Source organism: Fictibacillus barbaricus (assembly GCF_014635025.1).
Taxonomy (GTDB): Bacteria; Bacillota; Bacilli; order Bacillales; family Fictibacillaceae; genus Fictibacillus; species Fictibacillus barbaricus.
Genome location: NZ_BMCE01000001.1, coordinates 1,859,253 through 1,876,307 on the forward strand (window position 1 = coordinate 1,859,253; position 17,055 = coordinate 1,876,307).

General features: G+C 33.3%; 23 protein-coding genes. 4 read left to right on the top strand and 19 right to left on the bottom strand.

Going from position 1 to position 17,055, the window contains the following annotated elements; translation table 11 throughout:
* Window positions 1-9 precede the first annotated feature (9 nt).
* Both IEV52_RS09290 and IEV52_RS22755 read right to left on the bottom strand, forming a co-directional pair.
* On the bottom strand, window positions 10-981 hold the full coding sequence (locus tag IEV52_RS09290; protein WP_188402163.1) for a hypothetical protein: 972 nt from the start codon (window positions 979-981) through the stop codon (window positions 10-12).
* Between the two features lie 322 nt (window positions 982-1,303).
* A complete protein-coding gene (locus IEV52_RS22755) occupies window positions 1,304-1,471 on the bottom strand; it encodes a spore germination protein (RefSeq protein ID WP_373869411.1) in 168 nt (55 codons plus the stop codon).
* Window positions 1,472-1,849: 378 nt separating this feature from the next.
* Between IEV52_RS22755 and IEV52_RS09300 the strand changes: the two genes are divergently transcribed.
* Entirely contained in the window at window positions 1,850-2,722 is an 873-nt protein-coding gene (locus IEV52_RS09300; protein ID WP_188402165.1) for a hypothetical protein, read from the top strand.
* Window positions 2,723-2,831: 109 nt separating this feature from the next.
* Here IEV52_RS09300 and IEV52_RS09305 read toward each other — a convergent pair whose 3' ends face one another.
* Window positions 2,832-3,272, bottom strand: coding sequence for a hypothetical protein (locus tag IEV52_RS09305; protein WP_188402166.1), 441 nt, complete (start codon window positions 3,270-3,272; stop codon window positions 2,832-2,834).
* A gap of 134 nt (window positions 3,273-3,406) precedes the next feature.
* A complete protein-coding gene (locus IEV52_RS09310) occupies window positions 3,407-3,727 on the bottom strand; it encodes a hypothetical protein (RefSeq protein WP_188402167.1) in 321 nt (106 codons plus the stop codon).
* Window positions 3,728-3,900: 173 nt separating this feature from the next.
* Between IEV52_RS09310 and IEV52_RS09315 the strand changes: the two genes are divergently transcribed.
* A complete protein-coding gene (locus IEV52_RS09315; protein ID WP_188402168.1) occupies window positions 3,901-4,761 on the top strand; it encodes a hypothetical protein in 861 nt (286 codons plus the stop codon).
* Between the two features lie 141 nt (window positions 4,762-4,902).
* On the opposite strand, the gene IEV52_RS09320 is transcribed toward IEV52_RS09315, so the two are convergent.
* From IEV52_RS09320 to IEV52_RS09355, 8 genes are all read right to left on the bottom strand, one after another.
* Window positions 4,903-5,049: a hypothetical protein gene (locus IEV52_RS09320; RefSeq protein WP_188402169.1), complete on the bottom strand. Its 147-nt coding sequence runs from the start codon at window positions 5,047-5,049 to the stop codon at window positions 4,903-4,905.
* A 128-nt stretch (window positions 5,050-5,177) separates the two neighbouring features.
* The gene (locus IEV52_RS09325; RefSeq protein WP_229754223.1) at window positions 5,178-5,576 is read right to left on the bottom strand and encodes a hypothetical protein; all 399 of its coding nucleotides are present in this window, start codon (window positions 5,574-5,576) and stop codon (window positions 5,178-5,180) included.
* 108 nt (window positions 5,577-5,684) lie between these two features.
* Window positions 5,685-5,960 (bottom strand): hypothetical protein, encoded by a 276-nt coding sequence (locus IEV52_RS09330; protein ID WP_188402170.1) that lies wholly within the window; start codon window positions 5,958-5,960, stop codon window positions 5,685-5,687.
* 148 nt (window positions 5,961-6,108) lie between these two features.
* On the bottom strand, window positions 6,109-6,612 hold the full coding sequence (locus IEV52_RS09335; protein ID WP_188402171.1) for a hypothetical protein: 504 nt from the start codon (window positions 6,610-6,612) through the stop codon (window positions 6,109-6,111).
* Window positions 6,613-6,974: 362 nt separating this feature from the next.
* Complete coding sequence (locus IEV52_RS09340) at window positions 6,975-7,208, bottom strand: hypothetical protein (RefSeq protein WP_229754224.1); 234 nt, start codon at window positions 7,206-7,208, stop codon at window positions 6,975-6,977.
* A complete protein-coding gene (locus IEV52_RS09345; RefSeq protein ID WP_188402173.1) occupies window positions 7,192-7,392 on the bottom strand; it encodes a hypothetical protein in 201 nt (66 codons plus the stop codon). The genes IEV52_RS09340 and IEV52_RS09345 overlap by 17 nt, the downstream gene beginning before the upstream one ends.
* Before the next feature lie 101 nt (window positions 7,393-7,493).
* Complete coding sequence (locus IEV52_RS09350) at window positions 7,494-8,327, bottom strand: nucleotidyltransferase domain-containing protein (RefSeq protein WP_188402174.1); 834 nt, start codon at window positions 8,325-8,327, stop codon at window positions 7,494-7,496.
* A gap of 68 nt (window positions 8,328-8,395) precedes the next feature.
* Complete coding sequence (locus tag IEV52_RS09355; RefSeq protein ID WP_188402175.1) at window positions 8,396-9,196, bottom strand: J domain-containing protein; 801 nt, start codon at window positions 9,194-9,196, stop codon at window positions 8,396-8,398.
* Window positions 9,197-9,847: 651 nt separating this feature from the next.
* On the opposite strand from IEV52_RS09355, the gene IEV52_RS09360 reads away from it, so the two are divergent.
* Entirely contained in the window at window positions 9,848-9,988 is a 141-nt protein-coding gene (locus IEV52_RS09360; protein ID WP_188402176.1) for a hypothetical protein, read from the top strand.
* 20 nt (window positions 9,989-10,008) lie between these two features.
* Window positions 10,009-10,197 (top strand): YolD-like family protein, encoded by a 189-nt coding sequence (locus tag IEV52_RS22760; protein WP_373869412.1) that lies wholly within the window; start codon window positions 10,009-10,011, stop codon window positions 10,195-10,197.
* A 439-nt stretch (window positions 10,198-10,636) separates the two neighbouring features.
* Here IEV52_RS22760 and IEV52_RS09370 read toward each other — a convergent pair whose 3' ends face one another.
* The 7 genes from IEV52_RS09370 to IEV52_RS09400 all read right to left on the bottom strand — a co-directional run bounded on the left by IEV52_RS09370 (window position 10,637) and on the right by IEV52_RS09400 (window position 16,641).
* The gene (locus IEV52_RS09370; RefSeq protein WP_188402178.1) at window positions 10,637-11,500 is read right to left on the bottom strand and encodes a DUF5677 domain-containing protein; all 864 of its coding nucleotides are present in this window, start codon (window positions 11,498-11,500) and stop codon (window positions 10,637-10,639) included.
* Window positions 11,501-11,554: 54 nt separating this feature from the next.
* A complete protein-coding gene (locus IEV52_RS09375) occupies window positions 11,555-12,580 on the bottom strand; it encodes a hypothetical protein (protein ID WP_188402179.1) in 1,026 nt (341 codons plus the stop codon).
* Window positions 12,581-12,585: 5 nt separating this feature from the next.
* Window positions 12,586-13,299, bottom strand: coding sequence for a hypothetical protein (locus IEV52_RS09380; RefSeq protein ID WP_188402180.1), 714 nt, complete (start codon window positions 13,297-13,299; stop codon window positions 12,586-12,588).
* Window positions 13,300-13,815, bottom strand: a complete 516-nt coding sequence (locus IEV52_RS09385; protein ID WP_188402181.1) for a hypothetical protein — start codon at window positions 13,813-13,815, stop codon at window positions 13,300-13,302. It abuts the gene before it with no gap.
* A 396-nt stretch (window positions 13,816-14,211) separates the two neighbouring features.
* A complete protein-coding gene (locus IEV52_RS09390) occupies window positions 14,212-15,204 on the bottom strand; it encodes a CBASS cGAMP-activated phospholipase (RefSeq protein ID WP_188402182.1) in 993 nt (330 codons plus the stop codon).
* A gap of 7 nt (window positions 15,205-15,211) precedes the next feature.
* Window positions 15,212-15,619, bottom strand: a complete 408-nt coding sequence (locus IEV52_RS09395; RefSeq protein ID WP_188402183.1) for a type II CBASS E2 protein — start codon at window positions 15,617-15,619, stop codon at window positions 15,212-15,214.
* Entirely contained in the window at window positions 15,616-16,641 is a 1,026-nt protein-coding gene (locus IEV52_RS09400) for an SMODS domain-containing nucleotidyltransferase (protein ID WP_188402184.1), read from the bottom strand. The genes IEV52_RS09395 and IEV52_RS09400 overlap by 4 nt, the downstream gene beginning before the upstream one ends.
* Between the last annotated feature and the right edge of the window lie 414 nt (window positions 16,642-17,055).

A 17,055-nucleotide genomic window follows, 5' to 3' on the forward strand; every position in this document is an offset into this window, starting at 1 on the left:
AATCGTTATTTAGTTAATTAGTGGAATCTTAATATCATAACCAACTTCAAGAATGCAGTCTTGGCGGTCCTTTACAGGAGCAAAAATCATAATATATTCATCATCGGTGTCCTCTACTTCACCCTTATTAAAGATTGGATCAACTTTTTCACCAGCTGATTTTAGAAATACACCCGATTTTTTATTGTCAACGAAATACCCGTATTTTTTATTTACTTCCCTTGAATTAAGCCATTTATGTTCCAATTTGCTCATCACTCTGTACTTAGAACCATTCTCATCCATATGGAGTTTTGTATCTGATCCAGTTACGACAACTCTTGTTTCTAGTGGCGAAAACTCTACCTTTTTTATTTTGTACGTTTCTTTTTCAAAATTAAATTCTTTGTTTATTTCCCTGAATTCTCTTTTTAACATAGCTGATTTATCAAGTTTTAAATCAAGTGGCCATATCGTTTTTACTTTTCGTGCCTTATTGTTATCGTATACCGTCAAATTTTCAATTTCTAGTCGGATTTCTTGTCCAGCATATTTTTTAAGGGACTCAAATGATAAAGCTTTAGCCACTTTATTTTCTTTACTATCGTAATATCTACTACCCCAACCAACACAACGTAAAAATTTCTTTTGTTCATTTCCAACAAAGAGATTAATTTTAGTGTCTCCCTCAAAATTATCAACATAATAATTTTTCAAATTTGTTTTCTTACTTTGGAAGGTTAATAAGAGTTTTGTCTCTTTATCATCCGTCAATAAACTCTCAAAATGTACTTTTATATCATTTTTATTATCATAAAAAGTTCGATCAACAGGTTGGTCAAGTCCCTGGTGAATTGCCATTCTAACCCCTGCATCATCAATATGCTTACTCAAAAATATTTTGTCGTGACTTTGTTTTGTTTCTTTATTATGTATTGCTTGAGTAGTAAGAGGGAAAAACAACATTGTTAACGATACCACCGAAGCAACCAGTATTTTCATCATTAATACACCTCTAAAGTTTTATATATTTATAAAGATAAGATGCCCCTGAAAAAATTTTAGATTCAAAGAGATATCTTATTCAATATAATGTTTCAAAACCTAGAGGATAGTAGAGAAATTTCGAGGTAACCGTTTTAATCGAATTGTTTAAACATCTTTAACTATCGCCGCATTAGCACAAATAGAAAAAGAGCTGCTCGCAGCAACTCTATTGTTCTTCAACTATCGCACCCGATTGTTGAAGATGCACCATGTAAAAAAACGGAGAAGGTTTTATCCTTTCCGTAAATCGTATTACCTACTGTTCAACCTTATTACACTATTCAGGATATCCATGCTTTGTGTTTAATAATGTTTTTAGTTTCGTTCTGTAGAAAGTATCTTTTATTTCTTCAATCCTAAATGGAATGATTGGTGAAAGAAATGGCACAACTACAGATCGTAACGAAACCATATAGATGATTAGGATGGGTGTTCCAATGATTATTCTATTTTTTCATTAAATGAGCGTCCTGACGTTTGTCTACTTACCTGGTGTTTACGTTGCAATGGATAAATTCTACAAAACTGACTTTGTAATGAAATGTGTTCCCCTCACATTTCGATAATAATCTATTGTGTATTTCTATATTACTTCAGATCGACACCCATTCTTATTCGATATTCTAGACTGAATAATCCTTTCTTTTTCATTTTTAAATCACCGTCAATAGAACAACACCTAGTTGGTAATCTGATTTTGTTATTTGTGTAGAAAAAAAGGTTTATTTTTATTTAATAATATTCCTAAAAAATAACAAATTTATCTGGTTGATAGTACGAACCTCCTGTTAAAATAAGGTTATTAAATCAAAGGGGAGATTCTATGAGTAAAGATAAAGATAAAGATAAAGAGGGTTTTAAAGTACCTCTTGAAGCAATTAAAGGAATCACTAAAGTGCCTGATGCTATTCGAGACATTAACAGATTTCAGAACACGCTAAAACCAAATTACAACGTTCCAAACTTTAGTCATATTACTAGAATGAGTGAAGCTATTAGATCTTTTGCTGAACTTCAAGAGAGATCGAGGGGATTAGCAAATACTCTTGTCGATATGGGAGTAATAAGTAATGTAAAGGTGATGGATAATTATTTTAAATCGGCGATAAGAGGATCACACCTTCATCATCTAAACCTACCCTTACTAACTCATTTAAAATATCTAGACGCTGCAACCAAGTGGGGTGATTTGTCATCAATCGCACGTAAGTTTACATCGTTGTCGACTTCTATCTCCCGCAATACCTTAATAAATGAAATCTTCGATTCGCTTGGAGAAGATGTATTAGAAGAATTTGATATTTTTGCTGAGGATGAAGGTTTGATCGTTGCTGAAAATGAAGATATTTACATAGTGGATGATGAAGAAGAGTTACAAGAAAAGTTAGAAGAAGAGCTTGAAGTAAAAAATCCATTATTTTTTAATGCGGCAGTCACTATCAATTTACACATAACTATGACTGACACGAAAGTTAATGAGAGTGGCAACGAAGAAGAAAAAACCTTATGGAACAAATATATAAAAAAGGCTCTAGTATTGATTCATACAATCTTCTTGGCTTGGGCTTTTTCAGACAACCCTATTAAAGATATGAATATATATAAAGCTTTTGAAAAAGTGGCACATATAATTGAGGAATATGAGCCAACTGAAACAACTGATGTTGTATCTATAAAAGAAGAAGAAAAACTCTAGTATAGTAAAACCAAAGTTTTAATCAAAATCAAACGACCAGATTTAAGTCTGGTCGTTTGATTTTGCCCTTATTCAATTAAAGCACCCGTTTGTTGAATAAGAAAATAATTCAATAATGAAATACATTTAGCCACTGACCATCAGGACCAATGGTTATATGAGGGATTTTGTTTGATTCAAATATTTTGTAAATATCAATGTTCTTTTTGTTGATGTTGTTTAAATATTGAGATGCATTTGTATCTGAAAACACTAAAAAATCAATTGTAGAATGCAGCAAATAAAACTCAAATACAAATTGCTTGTTACTATCCTTTATATACCCTACATAACCCATTGTTCTTGGAAAGATGCGTGTTAACGGGAATGGGATTTTGTTAATTACTACAAAATCATTTGAAAGTTCGGCAAGTAATTCTTCTTCCCATTCAGGAATAATCGCATAAATATAACATTCTTGCTTGTAAATGCTATTGATTATACCAACAAACTCCTGGTCATTAATTTCTTCATCGAGCCATATCTCTCTTATCTTCGGAACGCTTTCCAACCCAATCACCCTTTTATAAAGATTATACATTAAAGGTTTGAACAGTTAGTTCAATAAAAAAGAGCTGCAATACAGCTCTGTCAATCGTCCATTAAAGCACCCGATTGTTGAATAATGCCATCATTATATATCTATTAGTCTCCAATTGATCGAATATCTTTTTGTTCATTTATTGCTCTAAGACACAGCTGTTGCAACTTCTTACTGAACTTACGTACTCGGTTATGCTCCCAGATAAACTCGTCATTATAAAGCTGGATCAATTTATCACAAATTATAATTAGCTCTTGAATTTCTTCATACTTTAAAACATTATAACCGTAGTGATCTAAATCGAGCAGCAGACCAAATTGATGCATGTTTTTACTCTCTTTTTTTCGGAGGTATCCATGTATTCGTTCATCAAACAATACAGCCTTTCCTTCTCCAGTTATCTTAAAAGTAATACCAGGCAATTGTTTCTCTCCTCTTTTCTTTACCTAACCCAACATAAATCCCTTCAGCAATGCACCCCATTTTTGAATAGAGCAATAAAATTAATAGATATATTCACTAGTCCATCAATGTTTTTAATAATTTAATGGTAATATAAGATTCTAGCAAATACATATACGTTTAGGGGTGTTATATGAAGAAAACAATTGCTCAATTTTATTATAATATAAAAAAATTTGTGGATAGGTCTGATTCTTTTAATATGGGTATAGATTATGATGGGAATTTGATATTACTAACCAGCACAAAAAAAGGCTTAATGTATCATCATGATCTCTATCACTTTATAAATGGAGATACCATCCATATTAAAATGCCTACTCTAAAGATGAAATTTTTTAGCTTCGTTCAACCTCTTGGTGAAAATTGGTTACTTGTGGATGCACGAATGGATGAAGAAGAAAACGACGCAAAAAACGCATATGTGTTTGATAAGGAAGGGAATATATTAAATAGATATGCATTTGGAGATGCAGTTGAAGATATACAAACCACCCTTGAAGGTGATGTGTGGGTAAGTTATTTTGATCAAAGTGATGTAGGGAGATTGAACTGTTATAAAGATGGAGATAAAACGTTTGATTTTTACTACTCAATCAGGAGAAACAATCAACACGTCCCTCCAATTGATGATTGCTATGCCATGAACGTCACATCTGATAGTACAAACATTTATTATTACTCCGACTTCCCGTTTGTAAAAATAATAGATGAAAATGAATTTGAACTCTATGAGGACATTCCGATTGTAGGAAGTGAGGCATTTGCTATCCATGGGAACGATGTTTTATTTAGCCAGGATTACGATGCTAAGCCAGAAGTTTATTTATATTCTTTGAGTGAAAAGAAAAAGATTACATTTAAGACATTAAAACCTGATGGAAGTATTTTAAACTATGATTATGGAGTTGGTCGTGGATCAAAGCTTTTCTTAATAGAAGATACAGAGGTGTATGTATTAGATATTAAAAATGTAACAGCAAAAAGAAATTAAGTTATCTAAATTGCATTCCATTAAAGAGATGTTGTAAATCAACATCTCTTTTTACCCTTTATCAAGCTACTTCTCCTTCTTGAAGAAAAGCACCCGATTGTTGAATATTAATTTACTAAATATGCTTTAATAACCTAGCATTTAGTTATTTTTTCTCTCTCGAACCAATTCTTTTAAAATGTCATTCTGTTCTTTCAACTGTTCAGTTATATCTACGAGTGTCGAAAAAATTAGCCATACAAAAATCCCGAAAAAAACCAATGGTATAACCGTTAGAATGATACTCATCATTTATTCCTCTTTCTTAATTATTTTTATGTAATCTGTCCTTTATTTCAATAAAAAAGTGCACTTCTCCTTTTTAAAGAAATGCACCTGTTTGTGGAATAACTCATTATAGGAATGCTGACTGTAATTTAATAACAAACCTTACCTCCAGGTAGTGTCCAGATGTCCAATCCATTCTCCCCTTGCAATGTCCATCCCTCAAAATAACAACTAGCGTGAAATAATTCCAAGCTCAGGTTATCTTCAAACTCGATAATAAATAATAGATCTTCATAAAATGAAATGTTTAATATTCTCTTAGATAATAGTATGTTCTTTGCATTTTTTAATGAGAATTTTTTTGAATCAGATATAAGATCTGTTTCACCTAACACTATTTCTTTATTTTTGCGAATTCTCCAAGGACATTCGATCATTAACCTTCCGTTTTCAAAAAAGATAATGAAAGTTGAGTTTTCTTTGGTATTAACATCCGTTACGGCTTGTCCAATAAAATAATCAAAGTCTATCTCACTCGATTTAACCATTTATAATCCTCTCTTAATTACCTTTATTCTAAGCTCCGTTCTAAATTTCAATAAAAAGTGCATTTCTCCTTCTTGAAGAAATGCACCCGATTGTTGAAGAACATAGATTTATTTAATGATTTGTTCCGCCTTTTGTCTAGCGTAAAGCCCAGCTTTAATCAATCCAACAGCTAAAAGGGAGAGAATCCCGTTAAAGACAATTGCAAACCATGCTAAATCTGGTATTTCAAAATTAATCGAATACAAATAACCTCCAACCATACAAAATAGAACCACAAAAATAAAATGTAGTCGTTTTATGAAGAAAGTAATAATTCCACTAAGCAATAGAACCAACGAACCCATTATGAAGAAATGAAAGGTAAAAACCAACAGAAACTCCATAATTAAATCCTCCTCAGTTTTTTTAAAATATAATTTCGACGTATTTTATTAATTACCTTCTTCACATAAACTGCCCCTTAGTTCAATAAAAAGAGGCGTAAAAAGTTCTGTGGAACTTCAACAAATGCACGCGTTTGTTGAATACCGTTTATTGATTTAACCACCTATTTACTTTTTCGTCCATCTCTTTTTCTAAATCCTTGATATTACCAGTTCGTTGCAGTTCCATTTTGGAATATCTCTCTGGAAACATTTTTTCTAAAGAAGGTTTATACAAATCTCCATCTTTAGGTTCCTGATAATCAACGACTGAGTAACCTGATGAGTCTTTTTTGATTTTCATTAAGGCTGGTAATGAATGTCCTCCTTGCATCGAATTACCTGATTTTTTATTAAATCCACCAAAATAGGAGTGCAGATAAACGGATATAACACCATTTTTTTCACTCGTTCCATATATTCTATGTACCTCAAATTTCTTATCTGTGTTGGCGTATGCTTTTGAACTGTTTTGAATAATATATTCAGAAATCATATTATCAATCTCTTCTGATATCTGCACTTTTCCATCTATTAATTTCTCCGAACTATTATGACAACTACTTATTATGAATACTAAAAACAGAATGTAAACAACTGAGTCTAACTTCAAATGTAACACCTCCAATCTAAGTCTTATTCAACAATCCTCCCCGTTTGTTGAATAAGATCTATGTGTTTATCCTTACTATGTATACGGTGTGCCATTTAATCTTATTCGAGAGGGAGTGGGCTCCACTTCCCTCCTCACTAATCAAATCCACAAAAAAACAAGTGTTCTCAACATCCCGAATTCTTGTCCAGTTTCTAATTTTAATCTTTGCCTTAACTCTGAGTTCTAAGAAAACACACTGATCGGATTCTCCGTATTGAAAACTTTGGAAACCTCTTAAAATGCCCGCTTATAATCAGGTCTCATCCCATATTCAATGACTAAGTCAGCGGTTTTAATTAGACCTATTTTTCAGTTATCTTTTAATATTCTTTTTGAAGTTGGAAGTCAATAAATCGTTCAAGGGTCAGAAGGTAATGCCCTTTTGAATTCGGAAATTCCCTTTTAATAGCAGCGTTCATACTAGGAGTAATACCTTTTTCACCTTGATAGATTCCTCTTGCTATGATGCCGTTTAAACGGCCTACATAATCTCGAGCTGACTTTTCACTTATTCGATATTCCTTAATCAAGAAATCCTTAAATTCCATCTCCATCGACCCACTTCTTATTTTCTTCAAGAATGTTTTTTAATCTATTATATAGTGACTTATGTTGTTTTTCTGTAATCGATGATCTAAATTGGTTTAAACACCCTAACTCAATTCTTGTCCCATCTCCATCCTTAGCTACCCAAATACGAAGTGGTATTTCCACATGTTTTACTTCCTTATTCCCCATTTTGTACATCGCCTCCTATTAAACTTTAATCACATTACCTGTTAAATAAGATACAATAAGCAACAAAAAGGCAACGAATTCCGATGCCTTTTTTACATTGTTTAGAGTACCATATTAAATATTTCTTCAACCAATTCAGGGTTTTCCTCAATGTCTAACTTACCGCATAAACTCTTGTGTACTCTCAAAAATTCTGGGATTACGTTCTTTATTACGTTCATTATCTCATTAGGGTCTCTACTACTATGCCATTGTTCAAGGAGTTTCAGTTGCCAATCGAGTAATTTACTTCTGTCTCCTTCTACTTTTGCCCAGTCTCCAAACGTATTAGGTTGAAATCCTGCATCCATATACCAAGCAGTTACCATTGAGAATCGTATGTTATCAAGGCAATGGAGGGCATAGTATATTTCCTTTCTCATAACTCTTCGATATGCCTCGTGTACATAGGCAAAAAATTTTGTTCTCCAAATTTCCACTTCTTGATCATTTGGCTTATACGAGAGTTTCATTGATTTTTCTAATACATCTTTCATTAAACCAATGGTATCTCGAACAATTTTTATGTTTTGGAGCCAGACCGACGGCTGTACATCTCTTACTTTATAATAAAATGTATCGACTTTTATAAAAGTATCATAATGAGCGATACTATAAGTTGACCAAGGGAAATCTTCGAAAAACAACACTTCTCCCCAGTTTTTAGCTCTCTGTTTTTTGTTAAGTCTGTATTCTTCAAATACCTCTTCTTTGACAACAATACGAAGGTCAATATCCGAGTATAAATCGGTATTTTTATTTCCTAACGAACCTCCATAAAAAACAGCTAAAACGTTTGAATCATGTAATAAATCTTTTTCAATAGCTTTTAATAATTGCTCACGATACTTTGGTATTACTAAATCTCTTTCGTTATGTCTATTTGCTAATCCCACACATAATTAATCATCTCCCATATTAAAATTTTTGAATAATTACTTTACAAAAAGAAAATAAAGCATTATTACTGAACTTTCAGTTTACCGCCACTATAATCATACCAACCTTCGACAATTCCCTCACTGTTAAAATTGATATACGATGAACCACCGTACCACCATGTTTCTCCTCCAGAAGGTAACTTTGAAAGGCTTGAAGGTGTTCCCATTACCTTCTTTACATGTTCTTTACTTGATCCTTGAGTAAAGGCACCTTCAGGATTTATAAATTCGGGTTCATCAGCCACAGGTTCTGTAGTTGCTGCCTCTTCTACTAATGGTTCATCTTCGTATGTATATTCTCGCTGTGTTAGTAAATTGTTATAGTCTAATTCTAAAGTTGTATATTGATCATTAAGGTCATCGTATTTAGTCTGGAGTTCAACAAACGATTGTTCTGATTTCTCCAGTTTTTCTTGAACTATAACAAATTTATTCTTTTCATCTAATCCTTGATTAAATCCCCAAATGATCACCATTAGAAATGCAATGTTCAACATTAAAGAGGAGATTGTAAGTGGCTTCCAAGTCCTTTGGCTTCTGTCAGGATTTTTTACTGTATAGGGTGTTTCTGTAGAAGTTTTATGATTGTTTACTGGAGTATTAACTTTCGTAAAAGCGAAAAGAAATTCATTGTAATGTTTTCTCTTCTCTTCATTGGATAATACATCATATGCTTCTTTTACCATCTTAAAATTTTCGGCATCTCCAAAAGGACTATCAGGATGAGTTTCCTTTACTTTATTTCGGTATGAGTCTTTAATTTCTTCAAAAGTTGCATAATAAGAAACGTTTAGCACCTTATAATAATCAATAAATTTCTCCATATAATTACCCCGTTTCTTAATATTAGTTTGAATGACGTTTCAAGTTTTTACGTTCCTTTGCAGCCAATTCTTGCATTTATTTTTTCAGCAGTATTCGCATTTTGTTGAGGTATTGCTCTTTTTTATCTTCACTAAGTCCTTCTGTACAGATCTTAGTAAGAAGAGACTCTATCTCATCGTTCGAATAATCGTTATAGCAGAAAGCGGCAATTGATTCGCTGTTTTTAAGGAGTTTCTTTAAGCATCGTTTTATCCAAGGTTTTGATAGTTCATTGTTCCCTGCTTTTTGATGCCAATTGGTGATAAAACCATCTTCTACTACACAGAGGAGCTTAGCATTTTAAAAACCGGATGCGTTTCAGCGTAATTTTCATCCTCATGTACAACATATTGCCTCACCCCACCTACTAAATAGAGCCAGTGATGAAGGCTAGCGTCATTTTAAAAGAATGGCTTTTGTACACCCCTATATAAAATCATTTTCACCTTTGGAAATTTTCTTGCTCATTTGTTCAACCACCTAAAATAACAATTATGGAATGATTCGACTTTGTTTTACATATTTCCTGCTGGGGATCGAATAAGCTTTTAACAATAATTTCAATTAGATTTAAGAATGTATGTTCGTATATAATTTTAAGGAGTGATACTATGACTATTCGTGATAGAGAGAATATCAAGTGGACGAGTTTGATGCTACCTGAGCATGTGAAGGAATTAAGGAAGTATTTAAGCGAGGAATACTACGACATTCCTGAACGAGTATTGATGAGCAGGAACTGGAAGAAATGAATGAGTTGGTATTGGAAGCTATGGAATTTAATATTCCTTTAACGTTTGTTGTTTACTTAAACAGACGACTAATTACCATAAACGGCCATATTCATTACATTGATCCGTATCGAATGAAATTTCGTATAATAAGCCTTAACAATGAAATACAGATAGTCCATTTTTCAAAGGTAAAGGCCATACATAAATATGAAAAAGCAATGGATTAGCCGTAATCCCATTGATCACCGTAATACGGCAAGACAATAATTGTAACTTTGTAACTTCCCCCTATACCTTGCAACTGTTTGATCTTCTTAATTTTTGTTAGATATGGAATCCAGAATATTTACAGATAAATCCTTGTAGATCTCATTAATGGCCTTCTGATCAGTTCACTCAAACTATTTATTAATGTGTACACTAATGTTTTTTCCCAGTATCCGCTTCATTAATGAGACGAGCTTCTACAATCATGGGTTGTAATATATTGAAAAAGCAGAGGTAATCGACGTTGACCCAGCAAAGTTAGAAGAAGAAAAGAAATACCGCCTACGAATGTTTATGAATTAATCACAGAATTGGAGTAAAAGTTGTCGTTAAAGCGGATAAAAGGAGTGAAATTTATTAAAATGACAAAAACAAAAAGCAGCTGATAGCTGCTTTTTGTTAGATTAATAAACCAATACCATGTTTCTTTGCTGTACCTTGCTTAATTAATTGTGGCAATAATAAATAAGACATTTTTGCGAGTTTATGGAACTGCCTATTTGCTACAACATCTTTTTCTATTCCGAAGGTTTCTGTTAAATGATCAATACATTCATAACTAAACATAACAGTTAAAGAAATCATAAGATCCTGTTCATGCAAATAAGGGTGCATGTTTAATTTGAATTTATTTTCAACGATATCATCTTTTACTAAGTATTTGTAAAAGTGTGAAGAGGAAGTATGTGTATCTAAGCAAAGGTTCTTATATGTGGTTTTGTACTGTACTTCCTCACCAACATCTTTTGCCAACTCAAATATTTCAAAATATTTATTTACATGGGGTTTGCCCGAATTTTTATTATTTGTAGGAGTAAAACCCAGAGTAGATATTTCATTTTCTAAATCCTTAATCAATTGCTCTAATTCTTCCTTCGTAAAAAATGTAATGCTTTGATCGTTTTCAATTAATCCAATATTTATTATAGCTGTTTCAATTCTTTTAAACATTTCGTACGCTTTTGAGTATTTAATAAAAACTTCTTTATCCTTTATTAACTTTTTAGTTAGAATGGTCAATTCGAATAAACTCCTCATTAGTATCCTAGCTTCTACTATATTTCCAGAAGAAAATAAAAGATTAATGGATCGCAAGGTGTTCAAAGTTTTCACGAAAAAAATCCATACTCTGTATTCTATATCTGTAACAGGATTAATCTCTTTAATTATCTTTAAATAATAGCCCTCTAGGTAATTATTTATCAAGTCATCAAAGAACGGTTTTAAATTAGATGTAAATGGGTGTGAACCATGAATATTCATTTTTTACCACCTCATAAATTTTAAAAGCTACCTGTATAAGGTAGCTTAATTGATTTAAATAGCTTCTTTTTCCACATTTTCACCGCACATTATATCTTCAAGCTCTATGTCATTTTGCTCGATTAAATTTCTAATCACCTTTATTGCCCATGCCTTTCGTTGTGACAATTCTTGTGGTTGGTTCCAATTACCTGATGATTTTTCAATATTAAATTGGAGCAGTAGCTCAGGATAAATCGTTTCATATAATAACAATAGAAAGTAGCAACAATCTGAATCAAAGGATACAAAAGAGGCACCTTCTTTATAACAGTGATATTTATCTATAACAGTCACGCCTTCTTTACTAACTTCTATATTGAAAGTTGTAGAATCGATTTTTAATTTAATCCCTGCTTGGTGAACTGTCTCATTCGAACTTAGTCCTGAAAGAGCGGCTAATGATCCATTTAATAAATCAGGACCAAAACTATTGCTTTCATATACATTTCTATCAGAAGTTAACGAAATAGCAGAAACATCTATTACTTCAATTCTTTTATCTCTAATCTCAAATGCATGTCCTTTCTTGCTCAATAACCAGTAGAAGAATTTATTATCAAAGGTAAACGGAAAAGGTAGTTTCCATTCGATTTCTCCCCACTCTTCCATCTTTTGACCAATTCTTTGGCCGAACAATGAACTTCTTATTCTCGGGCTCTTGCTAGCACAAATTTCTACAATCGCATATACTCTTTGCTCGTATTCAAAAAATATCACGTTTGAAGAGTGTTTAGTTACCCTTGCCTCTTTAGGTAATAACTGTCCGTCTACATAAGATTTAACTTCGCCTTTTCCAACCTCAAAATGCCCAACCGCATGAATGTAACGAATATTTTCTCCTAAAAGATCTTGCTGATTAATAAATAATGATTCTGTAGGATTCGGTGCTTTCCAGCTATTTAGCAATATCTTATCTTCAATATTAGGGCTATTTATAAACGAAACCTCGTAATTATAGTCTTTATTTAATAACAGAATCATATTTTCCAACCTCAATAAATTATCTAATGCCCAAATGGCATACCGATCTCCAGCCAAATATTTCACCTCTTAACTACTGTTATCTCATGTTTTTCTAGCTCGGTAATTTTTATTAAGCTCTTGGATAAGGTTGCAGCTATTAATTCAACAGCTGATCTGTTATGGCTTATGAATGTCAACGTGGGTTCTATTATATAAGTTGCATTCGGAGGGTAATTAAAATCTGGGTGAGCTGTAATAAAGTAATGATGTTTTTCAAATATTGTATAGTTGCCACTGCCTTTAAATAATTCATGAAAATATTCGTTTAAACCATAGTTGAATCCCTGGTCCTGATTAGGAACAATATTGTGATTTGTATATGTATCTTGTACAAGCCCCATCTTGTATGGACTAGATGAAAACTGAATAACTAAATCATTAAATTTTAATAACTTTTTAAACAATCTCCACCATATACTACCTCTTCTTTCAATTTTTATTGAATAAGAAATAGTTCTCTGGTTCTGTTTTGTTACTAACTTTTCGCCTTGAATATCAATAACTGTATTTTTTAAATCAGGATGAGATACGTTTCTCTGGGTTAATGTAATCGTTAAAGGTCTAAAGAAATAAGTAAAGGTACCCCAAATACTAGTCAGAATAAAAACAACAAAAACAAATATAATTTCCTTCAATTTGTTTTGATGCCATGTGCTACCACCAATAAATGAATAAAATAATAACCATGCAATTAATTGAGCTACTGTCGTTGAAATAAAAGTACTTAATTTCACTTAATGATACCTTCCGCCTGAATGTTTCGCTACTCCTGTAAGAATACCGACTGGCGAGTAAATAGCGAGTTCTTGTAGTTCGTCATAATTGCTATCTATTTCTATAACTCCAAATTTAGAAACCCTCATCTGTCTCCCTTTATAAATAAAGGAGACAGATTGGATGTCTGTTTCTTCGCGGATATCTTTAAGTATATTAATGGCGATCTTTATGTCTCTTTCTTTGACTGCTGATAAAAGTTCTGTTTTTAAATTTATATCGATATCATAATCAAGTGTAATATCCAAGACGTGTAGATCTAAACTGTCTGAATGTAACAAGACATAATCGTAGTTGGATTGATTAATTTCATATGGAAGTAGATTATATTTTTTTATATGTTGCTCTCTAGTAGAATGGATTAGCCTGTTCTGAACAATAGCTATCAGAGGATGATCAACCATCTTAATCAACGCATCTTCAAAATGCAAATTTGTTTGAAAAGATCGATAAAGATATAAAACATGCGTTTCCATAAGATACCACCTCCCAGTAAATAATTTTAACATTTCAACTAAAATTTTCCTATATAAAATTGAACATTTTAAGAGTTTTTCCAATTCCTCTTCCTTCAGGTAGTACGAACACCTCAGACACAGTACCGAAAAAGTACCCATAAGTATTCGAGCACAGCCGACTGATCTTTCATCTCCCACGCAGTTACATTAATCGTTCTTCTTAGAGTATCTTTTATACAAAAATCCCCTTCTCTTTGGAAAAAGAAGGGGATTTTTGTATAGCTTTGTCGTTATAACTTAAATTTCACATAAAAAACTAGGGGGCATGTTATTTCCATTGTTCAACGCAAAATTCGGCTGTGAATTAGTGTTTTGCACCTCAGAAACGAACGCGTTAACATAAAGTGATAGCTTTTATATTTTTACATGCTGTTTTAATGAAGTTTCGTTAAAAAATCTTTCGAAAATATCTTCCTTAATATATGTTCTTTCAAACAAGTGATTTGCTTCACTAATCATAAAAGCAATATCCTTTGTATCGGTTGAATCTAGTTGTAATGGTCTCCCAAACGTTGGGGTTATTCGATATAGATTGTCTCCGATTAGATACTTTGCTGTATAGGTAGCTGACTTTGATTGAGCCTGAAACGTAAAATCAACAAGGTTGCTTTTCCATTTTATAAGCCCGCCATTTTCAGCAACTTTGTTATCTACACTATAAATACAGTCGCCTGTTCCAAGGGATAAGACTCTGATTTGATCCAAGCTAAATCCTAATTTCTTAGCTTCTCCTATTGCAACTAAAATCGGATTATTCGCCCAGAGACCACCATCTATTTTGCATTCCCCTTCCCCGATTGATGCTGCGGGAAAATAGGTCGGTGCAGCGGAAGTAGCAAGCCCCACTTCCCACATAAATCTCTCCCCATCTTGAATGTAATCACTATGATGGGGGGTTTTAAAAACTTTAGGCTCCGCCTTGTGGTGTTCAATTGATGGGATACAAAGCATTGTCATAGCATCCCTCATTCTCTTTTCTCCGTATTGGTTGATAAGTAATTTTTTTAGGTGTTTGTTGTCGTATTTAGCGGAGCTAAATTTGTTGGAGAAAAGAGATTTTGAGAATATTTTCTTTCCTTCTTCAGAATAGATTTTCGTGATCTCTGCTGCTGGTAGTCCAATACTCAGACCTAAAGCTATAATTCCACCTGTAGATGTTCCTGTTATTAGATCAAAGTGTTCATGAATAGGTCTACCTGTATTCTCTTCAATCCTTTTTAGGTATTGAGCAGGTATAACACCTTTCATACCTCCGCCATCAATAGATAGGACTCTGAAGACCCCTTCTTCCTTTGTTTTAGGTTCTTCGCTTTTTAATTGCTCCCAGTTCAAATCCTTCTCTCCCATTCATTTATTAGCTCGGGCTATGTGGTGCTTCTTTTCCCCACCATACACCTTCTTCTAGCCATGCTTCGTAGAAATACAACCACTCGCTAGTCCAAGGGATTAACGTATGGGCTATTATAGATTCCCCGTCAAAACTTTTATCGTTTGGGTAATACAAACACAATGATTGATCTCCATAACGATGAGGGGCAAACGAAAGTATCTCAGGTTCTAACACGAAAACCTTTGGACGATAGGGGTGATAAACAACCTTTATCTTATAATTTTCAGAAGTTGGCGTGGGTTGAAGTTCCCCTATCCAATAGATATAATCATCTTTGATCAGCTGAAACGTTGGAAAACTGCGTTGCATATGAAAGTCTTGAAAGCCTATGTTTAATGCTTTCGGATTTTTAGGTGGTTTCCATTTTTTCAAACTTGTTCACCATAAAATCGATGGTCTTTAATCTTTGTCCCTTCTTCCATGTTCAAATGACCGCTTGTGCCTACCATTACTGCTCCTGCACGAACAGAAGTGGCCATTGCTTTAGCAGCTCCAAGCTCTGAAGGAAAGTATTCTTTCCCGAAAATGTCTTGCCACTTTTTTATAGAGCTCTCTTTATCATCGTCTTCTAATGCATCTACGCAGTTATCCTTCAATGTTCTTAATTTGTTTAGGAATCGGGATGCTTTCTTTTTGCTCCAATTCCGAGCTAGGTTCTCTTCTGCAAGCGAAGGATTGCTAATTTGCGGTACATCGTCATCTTCTACAAGCCAAGCTATATATGACTCGATATCAGAAATGATTTCTTTTAGAGTTTCAACAAGCGTTTCGGCAATCGAAGCTTTTTTTACAAATGCATGACCGACTAAAGTAGTCAATAGTATCGACTTTGGTGCTGAATCCTTCCCAACGTTTTCATCACGCCAATGTTTTAGTATTTTAACGACTTTAGAAAAATACTGATCGGACTCTTTATTTATACCGTTGCACCAAGCCGTAAATCCAGCTGGATTCGTTTTCTTCCATTCGCCATCCTGCTTTGAAGGTATTTTTATGATTGATCCGTATTCCAACGCTGGAACTACATCAACATGAAATTCACCAGCATACTCAATTCGAACGCATCTGGATTTTGCTTTTACTTTGTCTTCGAATCCAGAATAACTTTTGATACGATCCTTTATTGAATGCAAGACATCTTTAGGGTCACTATCTTCGTCGATATCCAATACCAATACTACATCGACATCAAATTCGTCCTCACCTTTTGGACGGACACCTGTGTTTGTGCTATACGAACCTTGAGTATAGTAATCTATGTAAATATCTTTGATGACTTCATCGGTTATAAATTTCGTATCCCAGCTGCTGACCGCACTTTCTATGCGAGAAACTCTTGTAGTGTTTAGGGAAATGGTACCTACAAACTTTTTGAAATGATCGTTTAATTTCATTTTATCCTCCTCATCCTCTGATACTATCATTATACTATATTATTCCAATTTAAATCAATATATAGTAGGAATAAATGTTCTGGTATTATATATATTGTATTTAGCCGAAAAACAGAAAATAAAGAAGACAACCGACGAAACTCAGTTATCTAAATTGAATTCCATTGAAGAGATGTAGTAAATCAACATCTCTTTTTTATCGTTTTTTCAATGGCTATGTTAAATTCTAATGTTGATTTGTGACCATAAGAAAACCGCCTTTGTGAAAAGGCGGTTAATTGAGCTATCGTCTCCCGTTAGCGTAATCACCTTAAGTGACAAGGTCATCTTACCGTCTGGTAAACGAGGCCTATGGCTCCAGAATCAAAGGTCTTGTTTTCGATTAGCTTAAGATTGATCTTCTCCTTGAGACCT

What these genes read in the sequence shown, in the direction of transcription:
- IEV52_RS22760 (WP_373869412.1), top strand. Translation starts at nt 10,009, where the DNA reads ATGGAATTTAATATTCCTTTAACGTTTGTTGTTTACTTAAACAGACGA.
- IEV52_RS09300 (WP_188402165.1), top strand. Translation starts at nt 1,850, where the DNA reads ATGAGTAAAGATAAAGATAAAGATAAAGAGGGTTTTAAAGTACCTCTT.
- IEV52_RS09320 (WP_188402169.1), bottom strand. Translation starts at nt 5,049, where the DNA reads ATGAGTATCATTCTAACGGTTATACCATTGGTTTTTTTCGGGATTTTT.
- IEV52_RS09390 (WP_188402182.1), bottom strand. Translation starts at nt 15,204, where the DNA reads ATGGGAGAGAAGGATTTGAACTGGGAGCAATTAAAAAGCGAAGAACCT.
- IEV52_RS09315 (WP_188402168.1), top strand. Translation starts at nt 3,901, where the DNA reads ATGAAGAAAACAATTGCTCAATTTTATTATAATATAAAAAAATTTGTG.
- IEV52_RS09355 (WP_188402175.1), bottom strand. Translation starts at nt 9,196, where the DNA reads ATGGAGAAATTTATTGATTATTATAAGGTGCTAAACGTTTCTTATTAT.
- IEV52_RS09370 (WP_188402178.1), bottom strand. Translation starts at nt 11,500, where the DNA reads ATGAATATTCATGGTTCACACCCATTTACATCTAATTTAAAACCGTTC.
- IEV52_RS09400 (WP_188402184.1), bottom strand. Translation starts at nt 16,641, where the DNA reads ATGAAATTAAACGATCATTTCAAAAAGTTTGTAGGTACCATTTCCCTA.
- IEV52_RS09330 (WP_188402170.1), bottom strand. Translation starts at nt 5,960, where the DNA reads ATGGAGTTTCTGTTGGTTTTTACCTTTCATTTCTTCATAATGGGTTCG.
- IEV52_RS09385 (WP_188402181.1), bottom strand. Translation starts at nt 13,815, where the DNA reads ATGGAAACGCATGTTTTATATCTTTATCGATCTTTTCAAACAAATTTG.
- IEV52_RS09325 (WP_229754223.1), bottom strand. Translation starts at nt 5,576, where the DNA reads ATGGTTAAATCGAGTGAGATAGACTTTGATTATTTTATTGGACAAGCC.
- IEV52_RS09345 (WP_188402173.1), bottom strand. Translation starts at nt 7,392, where the DNA reads ATGGGGAATAAGGAAGTAAAACATGTGGAAATACCACTTCGTATTTGG.
- IEV52_RS09340 (WP_229754224.1), bottom strand. Translation starts at nt 7,208, where the DNA reads ATGGAGATGGAATTTAAGGATTTCTTGATTAAGGAATATCGAATAAGT.
- IEV52_RS09290 (WP_188402163.1), bottom strand. Translation starts at nt 981, where the DNA reads ATGAAAATACTGGTTGCTTCGGTGGTATCGTTAACAATGTTGTTTTTC.
- IEV52_RS09360 (WP_188402176.1), top strand. Translation starts at nt 9,848, where the DNA reads ATGACTATTCGTGATAGAGAGAATATCAAGTGGACGAGTTTGATGCTA.